Origin of the sequence: Nocardia kruczakiae NBRC 101016 (assembly GCF_001612965.1) — a bacterium.
Lineage (GTDB): Bacteria > Actinomycetota > Actinomycetes > Mycobacteriales > Mycobacteriaceae > Nocardia > Nocardia kruczakiae.
The window spans coordinates 154,028-164,558 of record NZ_BDBL01000022.1 but is presented as its reverse complement, the minus strand read 5'-3'; the positions used below and the strand labels follow the sequence as shown (position 1 = coordinate 164,558).

At 70.4% G+C, this 10,531-nt stretch carries 9 protein-coding genes and 1 pseudogene; 3 read left to right on the top strand and 7 right to left on the bottom strand.

What is annotated here, in order from left to right; genetic code table 11:
* Positions 1 to 81 precede the first annotated feature (81 nt).
* Positions 82 to 1,518 (bottom strand): GuaB1 family IMP dehydrogenase-related protein, encoded by a 1,437-nt coding sequence (locus NK1_RS17065; RefSeq protein ID WP_039777986.1) that lies wholly within the window; start codon positions 1,516 to 1,518, stop codon positions 82 to 84.
* A gap of 68 nt (positions 1,519 to 1,586) precedes the next feature.
* Here NK1_RS17065 and NK1_RS17060 point away from each other — a divergent pair, with 68 nt between their 5' ends.
* Complete coding sequence (locus NK1_RS17060) at positions 1,587 to 2,045, top strand: PPOX class F420-dependent oxidoreductase (RefSeq protein WP_063009782.1); 459 nt, start codon at positions 1,587 to 1,589, stop codon at positions 2,043 to 2,045.
* A 334-nt stretch (positions 2,046 to 2,379) separates the two neighbouring features.
* Here the strand turns inward: NK1_RS17060 and NK1_RS35780 are convergent.
* Positions 2,380 to 2,544: pseudogene (locus NK1_RS35780) on the bottom strand (DnaJ family domain-containing protein); the annotation flags it as partial.
* Between the two features lie 170 nt (positions 2,545 to 2,714).
* Between NK1_RS35780 and NK1_RS17055 the strand changes: the two are divergent.
* Both NK1_RS17055 and eutC read left to right on the top strand, forming a co-directional pair.
* Entirely contained in the window at positions 2,715 to 4,136 is a 1,422-nt protein-coding gene (locus tag NK1_RS17055) for an ethanolamine ammonia-lyase subunit EutB (protein WP_063009781.1), read from the top strand.
* A gap of 263 nt (positions 4,137 to 4,399) precedes the next feature.
* Entirely contained in the window at positions 4,400 to 5,164 is a 765-nt protein-coding gene (eutC, locus tag NK1_RS17050; protein ID WP_063009823.1) for an ethanolamine ammonia-lyase subunit EutC, read from the top strand.
* Between the two features lie 71 nt (positions 5,165 to 5,235).
* Here the strand turns inward: eutC and NK1_RS35395 are convergent, their stop codons facing one another.
* The 5 genes from NK1_RS35395 to NK1_RS17025 form a co-directional block, all read right to left on the bottom strand.
* Positions 5,236 to 6,774 carry a DEAD/DEAH box helicase gene (locus NK1_RS35395; protein ID WP_439955944.1) on the bottom strand — a complete coding sequence of 513 codons (1,539 nt, stop codon included), beginning with the start codon at positions 6,772 to 6,774 and terminating at the stop codon, positions 5,236 to 5,238.
* Positions 6,775 to 7,036: 262 nt separating this feature from the next.
* Positions 7,037 to 8,014, bottom strand: a complete 978-nt coding sequence (locus NK1_RS17040) for a M56 family metallopeptidase (protein WP_063009779.1) — start codon at positions 8,012 to 8,014, stop codon at positions 7,037 to 7,039.
* A gap of 63 nt (positions 8,015 to 8,077) precedes the next feature.
* Positions 8,078 to 8,515 (bottom strand): BlaI/MecI/CopY family transcriptional regulator, encoded by a 438-nt coding sequence (locus tag NK1_RS17035; protein ID WP_051024559.1) that lies wholly within the window; start codon positions 8,513 to 8,515, stop codon positions 8,078 to 8,080.
* 77 nt (positions 8,516 to 8,592) lie between these two features.
* A complete protein-coding gene (locus NK1_RS17030; RefSeq protein WP_063009777.1) occupies positions 8,593 to 9,483 on the bottom strand; it encodes an ABC transporter ATP-binding protein in 891 nt (296 codons plus the stop codon).
* Positions 9,480 to 10,505, bottom strand: coding sequence for a FecCD family ABC transporter permease (locus NK1_RS17025; protein ID WP_369689819.1), 1,026 nt, complete (start codon positions 10,503 to 10,505; stop codon positions 9,480 to 9,482). The genes NK1_RS17030 and NK1_RS17025 overlap by 4 nt, the downstream gene beginning before the upstream one ends.
* Positions 10,506 to 10,531 lie beyond the last annotated feature (26 nt).

Here is a 10,531-nt window from a genome sequence, read left to right as displayed (position 1 = left end):
GGTGCGGCGGGGTGAAATCTCCCGATCCCGCAGGTGGCGCCACATTCCAGGACCGCTCGCAGCGGACGGGCGTGGGCGGGGTCACCACCCTGAGGGCAGCGGGCGGCCTTCGGCGAAACCGGCGGCCGACTGCACGCCGAGCACCGCCTTCTCGTGCAGTTCGGCGAGCGTGCGGGCCCCGGCGTAGGTGCAGGCGCTGCGCACACCGGAACAGATGTGGTCGATGAGGTCCTCGACGCCGGGGCGTTCCGGATCCAGCCGCATCCGCGAGGAGGAGATGCCCTCTTCGAACAGCGCCTTGCGTGCGCGGTCGAATCCGCTGTCGGCGGCGGTGCGGGCGGCCACGGCGCGCTTGGAGGCCATGCCGAAGCTCTCCTTGTAGGCGTTGCCGTCGCGGTCGACGCGCAGGTCGCCGGGCGATTCGTAGGTGCCGGCGAACCAGGAGCCGATCATCACGTTCGACGCGCCCGCGGCCAGTGCCAGCGCTACGTCACGGGGATGACGGACGCCACCGTCGGCCCAGATGTGCACGCCGAGATCCTTTGCCGCCGCGGCACATTCGGCGACCGCGGAGAACTGCGGGCGGCCGACACCGGTCATCATGCGGGTGGTGCACATGGCGCCCGGGCCGACGCCGACCTTGACGATGTCGGCGCCGGCCTCGGCCAGGTCGCGGGTTCCGGCCGCGGACACCACATTGCCCGCCACCAGCGGCACGCCCAGTTTCAGGTCGGCGACCGCGCGCAGCGCCTCGAGCATCTTCTCCTGATGGCCGTGGGCGGTGTCGATGACCAGGACGTCCGCGCCGGCGTCGACCAGAGCCTTCGCCTTCCCCGGAATGTCGCCGTTCACCCCGACCGCGGCCGCGATGCGCAATGTGCCGTGTCGGTCCACGGCCGGGGTGTAGATGCCGTCGCGGACCGCGCCGGTGCGGGTCACCACACCGGCGAGGGTGCCGTCGTCGTGGACCAGCACCGCGAGACCGGCATGGGCCGCCTCGAGCCGGTCGAAGATCTCGCGCGGCGAGGCGGTGGCGGCGGCGCTGACGAAATCGGCGTCGGCGACGGTGCGCAGCCGTGCGAACCGGTCCACATCGGCGCAGGCCGCTTCGGTGACGACACCGACCGGCTTGTCGTTCTCGACGATCACCACGGCGCGGTGGGCGCGCTTGTGGATCAGCGCCAGCGCGTCCGATACCGAGTGATCGGGCCCGAGCGTGACGGGGGTGTCGGCGGTGAGCGAACGGCTCTTGACGAAGGAGATGGTGTCGGCGGCCGCGGTGATCGGCAGATCCTGCGGCAGCACCACGATGCCGCCGCGGCGCGCGACCGTTTCGGCCATGCGGCGCCCGGCGACCGCGGTCATGTTCGCGACCACGATGGGAATGGTGGTGCCGGTTCCGTCGCTGGTGGACAGGTCCACATCGAACCGCGACGACACATCGGTGCGATTGGGTACGAGGAAAAGATCGTCGTAGGTGAGGTCGTACGGCGGCGTGTGTCCTGGGAGAAACTGCACTCCGGCCATTGTAGGGGAATCGATCATGGCAGGGTGGGTGCGAGAAGACCGTCGAGAAAGGATCGCCCATGCCACGGATCGCGACCGCCACCGAGGTCGACCGGACCGAACTGCTCGACTTCGCCCGCGCGCGCCACCGTGGCGTCCTGGTCACCACGCGCGCCGACGGTGCCCCGCAGATGTCTCCGGTGACCTGCGGCGTCGACGACGCGGGCCGGATCGTGATCTCCACCTATCCCGGGCGGGCCAAGACCCGCAACGTCCGGCGCGACCCACAGGTGTCGATCTGTGTGCTCTCCGACGACTGGGACGGCCCGTACGTCCAGATCGACGGGCGCGCCGAGGTGCTCGACATGCCCGAAGCGCTGGACGGACTGGTGGACTACTACCGCTGCATCGCGGGTGAGCATCCGGATTGGGACGACTATCGCGCGGCGATGGCGCGGCAGAACAAGTCGCTGATCCGGATCGAAGTGCAGCGGTGGGGGCCGGTGGCCACCGGCGGATTCCCGCCTTCCGAGGATTAGGCGGCGCCGGGGCGGTCGCGGCGGACCAGTCGGCGCCACCACGGTGGGCGGCTGCCTCGTTGTCGCGTGGAAGTGGCTGCGGGAGAGGGCTTTCCGCTGCCCACGGTCGGCCGTTGCCGGATGCGCCGGTCGGCGCGCCAGCGTGCGACGACCTCGTCGGCTCGGGCGGGGCGAGGCGGACGTGCGGTCCGTGCGGCATCCGGATCCATTCCACGATGCGCATGTTGAGATCGGAGACGTAGGCGCGGACCTCGGCCTCGGAGTCCATCTCCGCCACCCGCTCGGGTAACCGCTCCAGATCGCGGCGCAGCGTCAGCGAGGTCGGCAGCAACGCCTCACCGCCCACCCCCTCGCGGCGCAGGTAGTTGTTCAGCCACCAGTTCTCGTCGTACGGCTCGCCCATACCGGGCAGGGGTTTGCCGGTGCCGGCCAGATTGTCGAATTCGCCGCGCTCGGTCGCCTCGCGGATCTGCTTGTCGATCCAGGATTCGAATCCCATGCGGGCCGGTTTGCGTTCGGTCATGCGCGCCTCCCCGTAGTGTCGGAGTGCTTACCCGATCGTAACGTGTTGGGACATAACGGACATCGCGGGGTGCGGGCGCGGCGGTACGCTGGCAGCCACCACCGGCGGTGAGGGTGGACAGGACGCGCGTATCCGGAGGAGAGCCGATGACGCGGTATCAGCAGACCCTCCACGGCCGGACCTACGCCTTCGACGGGCTGGTCGACCTGCTGGCGAAGGCGACACCGCTGCGCAGCGGCGACGAACTGGCCGGGTGCGCGGCGAGTTCGGACGCGGAGCGCGCCGCGGCGCAATGGGCGCTGGCCGAGGTGCCGCTGCGCGAATTCCTGAACGATCCGGTGGTGCCCTACGAGACCGACGAGGTCACCCGGCTGATTCTCGACCACCACGATCGCGCCGCCTTCGCGCCGATCGCGCACCTGTCCGTCGGCGGGCTGCGGGACTGGCTGCTCGCGGTGGCCGCCGGATCGGAGCCGGAATCGCCCGCAGCGGTATTGCGTTCCGTGGCAGCGGGTTTGACACCGGAGATGGTGGCGGCGGTGAGCAAGCTGATGCGCAATCAGGATCTGATCGCAGTTGCGCGGGCCGCCGAGGTGCGCTCCGGTTTCCGCACCACCATCGGACTGCCGGGGCGGCTGGCCACCCGGTTGCAGCCCAATCACCCCACCGACGATCCGCGCGGAATCGCCGCGGCGGTACTGGACGGATTGCTGCTCGGCTGTGGGGATGCGGTGATCGGCGTGAATCCGGCTACCGACTCACCGCGAGCCGCCGCCGAGCTGCTGACGCTGCTCGACGACGTGCGGACCCGATTCGACATCCCGGTCCAGTCCTGCGTGCTCGCCCATGTGACCACCACGCTGGGGCTGATCGAGGCGGGGGCGCCGGTGGATCTGGTCTTCCAGTCGGTCGCGGGCACCGAGACGGCGAATGCGAGTTTCGGGGTGAATCTGTCGCTGCTGCGCGAGGCCGACGCCGCCGGGCGGTCGCTGGGGCGCGGAACCGTCGGCGACAACGTGATGTATCTGGAAACCGGGCAGGGCTCGGCGCTGTCGGCGGGCGCGCATCTCGGTACCGGCGGTCGGCCCGTCGATCAGCAGACGCTCGAGGCGCGGGCGTACGCGGTCGCGCGGGAGCTGGAGCCGCTATTGGTCAACACGGTCGTCGGGTTCATCGGTCCGGAATATCTGTACGACGGCAAACAGATCGTGCGGGCGGGGCTGGAAGATCACTTCTGCGGCAAACTGCTCGGCCTGCCGATGGGCGTCGATGTCTGCTACACCAACCACGCCGAGGCTGATCAGGACGATATGGACACCCTGCTGACGCTGCTGGGCGCAGCCGGCGTCGCATTCGTGATCGCGGTGCCCGGGGCCGACGACGTGATGCTCGGCTACCAGAGCCTGAGCTTCCACGACGCGTTGTACGTACGCCGGCTGCTGGGCCTGGCGCCCGCGCCGGAGTTCGAGCAGTGGCTGGCGGGGCTGGGCATGCTGGACGCGACGGGCGGTATCGCCGTGGTGGAACCGCTGAGCTCGCCGCTGCGGGAATTGGCGGGGCCTCGATGAGTGCGGGATCTGCCGACGAAGGCGAAATGAAGGTGACCGAAGCGGGTGCGATCGAAGGCGCCGCGCCTCCGAGCGCCGCCGGTGTGAGTGCGGGACCGGTGAGGGTGAGCGGCGCGGGGTCGAGTGCTGTTGCGGCGAAGACGAAGCGGTCGAGTGTGGGCGCGGTGAGCGCGGACGATGCGGAAACGATCAGCACCATCGGTACGAACTCGGCCGGAGTGGAGCGGGCGGGCGGCGCCGGCGGCGCGGATGCGGGTGGTGACCTGTTTTGGCGGGAGTTGCGCAAGGTGACCCAGGCGCGGATAGGGCTCGGGCGGGCTGGTGACGCACTGCCGACCGCGCGGGTGCTGGAATTCCGGGCCGCACATGCGGCGGCGCGCGATGCTGTGCACACGTCGGTGGACGTGGATGCACTGGGCGAACGGGTCGCCGCGCTGGGCATCGGGACGCCGATCCCCGTCCGCAGCCGGGCGCGAGACCGCGCGGAATATCTGCGTCGGCCGGATCTCGGACGAGAGCCCGAGGACTTCTCGGAGGTACGAAAGAATTTGTCGCCCAGTGCTTTCGATGTGGGCTTCGTGCTGGCCGACGGTTTGTCTCCCCATGCGCTCGCGACACACGGCCCGGATCTGCTCGCTGCCCTGGTCGACGAACTCGCCCCGCACTACGCGCTGGCCCCGCCGGTGATCGCGACGCAGGCGCGGGTGGCGATCGGCGACCATCTCGGTGCCGCTCTCGGCGTGCGTACCGTGCTGGTGCTGATCGGTGAACGCCCCGGACTGTCGGTTGCCGACAGTCTCGGCATCTATCTCACCCACCATCCCCGCCCGGGACGCACCGACGCCGAACGCAACTGCGTGTCGAATATCCACCCGCCCGAGGGGCTGGGGTATCGGCAGGCCGCAGTAGTGGTCGCGGGTCTGGTCGCGGGTGCGCGCGCATTGGGACGATCCGGCGTGGATTTGAAGGACGGGTCGCGCACGGATGCGGTGAATTCTGCTGTCGTGGAAGGTATTTCGGAGAGATGACGGCGAGGTGACGTCGCCTGGCGGCCGGCCTGCGGCCACGTGGACGGGATCGGGTTGTCCCGGTTCGGGATTCAGGTGGCGCGGCGCTTGCGGGAGCGCGGCGGCTGGGTGTTCCGCCGACGCATTCCAGGCGTGTCCGCTCCAGGCGTGTCGGCCGTCTGAGACGGGGCGGCGGCCGGATCCGGGAGCGGGCGTCCGGTGGGCGGGCGGGCCCCGGCCAACTCGGCGAGCCGGGAGTCGCCCGACCGCACGCGCAGCTGCTCGAACGCCACCGCGGCGTCGCTGAGCACGGTTTCCGTGCCCGCATCGGTGCTGATCGTGATGATTGTTCCACCCGCGCCGGCGCGGCCCGTGCGGCCGGAGCGATGCTGATAGTCCTTGGCGTCGGCGGCGGGATCGACATGGACCACCAGCGTGACGTCGTCGACGTGGATACCGCGCGCGGCCACATCGGTGGCGACCAGCACCGGTGCCACTCCGGCGGAGAAGGCCGCCAGGGTGCGCGTGCGCTGCGCCTGACTCAGCCCTCCGTGTAGAGCGACGGCTCCGACGCCCACCTCCCGCAGCCGCTGCGCGAGTTTGTCCGCGCCGTACTGGGTGCGCACGAACAGCAGGGTGCGCCCGTCCCGTGCGGCGATCTCCGTGACCACGGCCCGCTTGTCTGATGCTCGTACCTGCACGAGGTAGTGCGCGACTTTCGCTGTGCCGGAAAGCGATTCGAGCCGCGCGGCCGGCGCCGAATCCGCGGCGCGGTATGCCGGTGATCCGGGCGCCGCGGATCGCAACGGGTCGCCGCCCGAAGAGACAGAATCCGGCAGGAAGTCCGAGGCGGACGGCCCCGGCTCGCCGGATCTCGGCTCGAATGCCGCGGCCCGGCGCCCGGTGTGCTTTTCGATGTCACCGGACCCGTCCTGGTCTGGCGCCGCGCGGTTCCCGGCTTGCTCGCCCGAGGCCCGCTGCGTCGCCGCGGTGGTCGTGACGTCATGGTTGACCGGGTCGTTCAGATAGGTGTGCACCAGCGTATCGACAGCGGCGTCCAAGGTTGCCGAGAAGAGCAGGTGCTGGGTGTCGGTGGGGAGGCGGTCGAGGATCGCGCGGATCTGGTCGATGAAGCCCAGTTCGGCCATGTGGTCGGCTTCGTCGACCGCGACCACGCGGACCGCGTCCAGGCCGACCTTGCCCTGGTCGATGAGGTCGGTGAGCCGGCCGGGGGTCGCGACCAACAGGTCCACCCCGCGGGCCAGGCGATCGGCTTGCCGTTTGATCGGTACGCCGCCGACAGCGGTCGCCACTCGCAGGCCCAGCGACAGCGCCGCCTCGTCCAGGGCCGCCTCGATCTGCGCGGCCAGCTCTCGGGTCGGGGCGAGTACGAGTGCGCGAGGACGACGTGGTGCGGACGCCCCGCGCCGCAGCCGGACCAGCATCGGCAGGCCGAAGGCCAGTGTCTTGCCGGAACCGGTGGCCGCGCGTCCCAGCACATCGCGACCGGCGAGCACATCCGGAATCGCCGCAGCCTGAATGGGAAAGGCCGTCTCGAGACGTTGGCGCCGCAATGCCTGGACCAGTTCGACCGGCAGGCCGAGTTCCGCGAATCCGGGCCCTGCGAACACGGCCGGTCCGCGAGACGCTTCGCTGCCGGGGGATGAGGTCGACAGTTCGGTTTCGCGCCCGGCTCGGCGACCGTCCTTCGGCGCCCGGTCTCCGGTGCCCGGCGTGCGGTCCGATCGTCCCTTGCGCTCGCCCGTCGGCCGTCCGCCCGCGGTTCGCCCGGAACCTTCCGAGGATCGCGTGCCCCAGGGGCCGCCGCGTCCGAAGGGCTTGTCGCCGCGGTCGTTCGACTGCCGGCCGCGAGACCCCGGTGAACGCCGTCGCTCAGGCACTCAGCAACCGGTTCAATTCGACCAGCCACGGAATCGCCACCGCGAGGGTCGGGATCACCAGGATCGCGGCGGCCGTCACGTACGCCGCGGTCGCGATGCGCAGATCGCCGAGCGGACCGGTCAGGCGTTGGATCCGGATGAGCGTCGTCGGCCCGCCGGCGGCCATGGCTCCCTGCGGGGCGGTGGAATTCGAGCAGGTCACCAGGGCGCGGGCCAATGGGGTCGGGCCGGTGACCTTGACGGCGGAATCGTCGGCGAGCAGTTCGATCAGCAATTTCACCGAATCCAGCGCGGATTTGCTGCGCACCACCCGCGGGAACGCCTCGTGCGCGGCGGTGAACGCCTCCAGCACCAGGTCGTGACGCGCCCGCAGATGCGAACGCTCGTGGCTCACGATCGCGGTCAGCTCGGATTTCGACAGATTCGCGAACGTTCCCTGGCTCAGCACGACGCGCTGGCGCAGCCCGGGCAGGCAGTAGGCGATGGGTTCGGCGGCAGCCAGGACGCGGATATCCGCGGCGCGGGTACCGGCCAGCGGTGAGGTCGCGATGAGATCGCCGTGGGTCGCGTCGCCACCCTGGTCGAGCAGGTCGACCAGCATCCGGTGCCGGGCGCGGCGGCGGCGGGTGTGCACGCCGACCCGGATCGAGGCATAGATCAGGCGCGCGCCGACCAGCAGGGTCAGTGCGAAGACGACGACGTAGATCAGCCAGAGCCCCAGACCGAGCGCGTCGATCTCCTTGGTCGGGGAGGTGGTGGGGCGGCCGTCGGGTCCCGGGACGAGCAGCAGGCTGGCGATGGCCAGCCCGGATCCGAACGCCGACAGCACCGCCGCCAGCGCGACCGCCTGCCACAAAACCAGCGCCGCGCGGGGTGTCCGGTACGGCCAGGTGGCTCGGCTGAGCAGAGCCGGGACCGGTCCCGCGAGAAGCAAGGCGAGACCGGCGAAGACCGGCGCGGTTGCGTTCATACTCAGCTCACTGCGTTGTGGGGCCAGGGGCCCGAGATCGCGGCGCCGGAGAGCACCACGCAGCTACTGCGGCGGGGCGACTCCGTTGTCGTCGGACGCGGTGTTCTCGTCCTCGGACGGGTTGCGCGCGGTCTCGGTTGCTTCGAGCTTAGCGAGTGCATCCCGGAGTGCGGCAGCCTCGTCCTTTCCGACCTGTTCGACGAAGTGCACGAGCGCGGCGCGCCGGGAACCGACTTCGTCGGCCTGCTGCAGCGCGTCGACCATCAAACTGGCCACGAGTTCGTCGCGCGTGTGCACGGGCGCGTATCGATGTGCCCGGTCGTCGCGCTGCTGCACGACCAGATTCTTCTTCGCCAACCGCTGTAGCACCGTCATCACCGTGGTGTACGCGAGCTCGCGGCGCGCGGCGAGGGCTTCGTGGACCTGCCGTACCGTCTGCGGTTCATCGGCCGACCACAACTGGTCCATGACCGCTTTCTCGAGTTCACCAAGACCTGCCATCCCTCCAGCTTACGGAGGCAACGACACAAATGCGTACTACAGTTCGTCGTAACCGGTCGGTAGCTGTGTGGGATTTTTCATAGGGGCGTCGGGGAACCCGCCTCGGAATCGGCCGCGCGTGGTCCGCCGACCGCGCCGATCACGTGCCGGGATCCGATCGGCACGATCATCGGCCGCTCCGACACCGGATCGGTGTGCACCTCGGCACGCAGGCCGAATACCGTTCGCAACAGTTCGGCATCGATCACCTCGCCCGGCGCGCCCTGGGCGACGATGCGGCCCTCGCGCATGACGATCAGCCGGTCGCTGTAGCGGATGGCCAGGTTCAGATCGTGCAACACCATGACCACGGTCCTGCCCAGGTCGTCGTGCAGCCGGTCGACGAGGTCGAGGACCTCCAGCGAGTGGGCCAGATCCAGATAGGTGGTGGGCTCGTCGAGCAGCAGGATGTCGGTGCCCTGCGCCAGCGCCATGGAAATCCATGCGCGCTGGCGCTGTCCGCCGGACAGTTCGTCGAGGGTGCGGTCGGCCAGTTCCGCCACGCCGGTCTGGGCGAGGGCGTGCGCGACCTCGGTTTCGTCGTCGGCCGACCACTGGCGCAGCCAGGATTGATGCGGATGGCGGCCGCGCGCGACCAGATCGGCCACGGTCAGGCCTTCCGGCGCGACCGGGGTCTGCGGCAGCATGCCGACGATGCGGGCGACGTCGCGCGTTTTCATGGTGGCGATCGCCTTGCCGTCCAACAGGACTCGGCCCGCGTTCGGCCGCAGCAAGCGGCCCAGTCCACGCAGGAGTGTGGATTTGCCGCAACCGTTCGGTCCGATCACGGTGGTGATGAGGCCGGGTTCGATATCGACGCTGAGGCCGTCGACGATGACGCGGCCGCCGTAGCCGAGGGTGATGTTCTCCGCGGCGAGGCGGTGCGCGTCGTCGTGGCCGGTGCTCCGGTGCGGGGTTCGGGTGCTCACAATGTCGCCTTCCGGTTCACGCGTATCAGCAGCAACAGCAGGAACGGTCCGCCGAACGCGGCGGTGACCAGGCCGACCGGCAGATCGACCGGTACGACGGTGCGGGCCGCGACATCGGCGGCGACCACGATCAGCGCACCGGTGAGGGCCGAGCCGATCACGGGCTCGCCGGGAGTGCGCAGCAGCCGGCGCGCGATCTGCGGCGCGGCCAATCCGACGAAGGCCAGCGGGCCGACCGCCGCGGTGGCCAGCGCCGCCGCCGCCACCGCGGCGCCGATCAGCACCAACTGCTGGGTCTGCACGCGCACACCGAGCGCACGAGTGGTGTCGGAGCCGAAGCGCAGCGCGGCGAGGGTGCGCGCCGAGCCCGCGGCGATGGCGATCACGACGACGAGTCCGGCGGCCGCGGCCGCGGTCCGATTCCAGTCCGCGCCGTTGAGCGAGCCGGTGAGCCACAGTTGCGCCCGGGTGGCGTCGTCGAGGCTCGCCCGCGTGACGAGCCAGTTGATACCGGCCAGCAGCAGCGCGTTGACCCCGATGCCGATGAGGATGAATCGCATTCCGCTCAGCCCGGTGTCGCCGCCGCTGTTGCGCCCCAGCGCCAGGACGCCGATGAGAGCGGCCGTGGCCAGCCCGCCTGCCAGCGCCGCGAGCGGAACACCCAGCGACGCCACGAGTCCGGTGGCGGTGCCACCCGCGCCGGCCAGGACCGCCACCGCGGCGAAGCTCGCCCCGGAGGTGATGCCGAGGACGTCGGGACTGGCGAGCGGATTGTGCAGGATCGACTGGGTGATCGCGCCCGCGATGCCGAGCGCCGCCCCGGCCACCAGCGCGGTGACCGCTCGCGGCAATCGAGATTCCGTGACGACGTAGCGCTGCGAGCGGGTTCCGCCGCCGGTCAGCACGTCCAGCACCCGCCCGAGCGCGATGTGATAGTCGCCGACGGAGATGTCGACCACGAACAGGACGACGATCGCCGCGGCGAGGACCAGCAGCGTCAGCAGCATCGAAAGACGAAGCACCGCCGATATTCCGGCGACCCGAACGG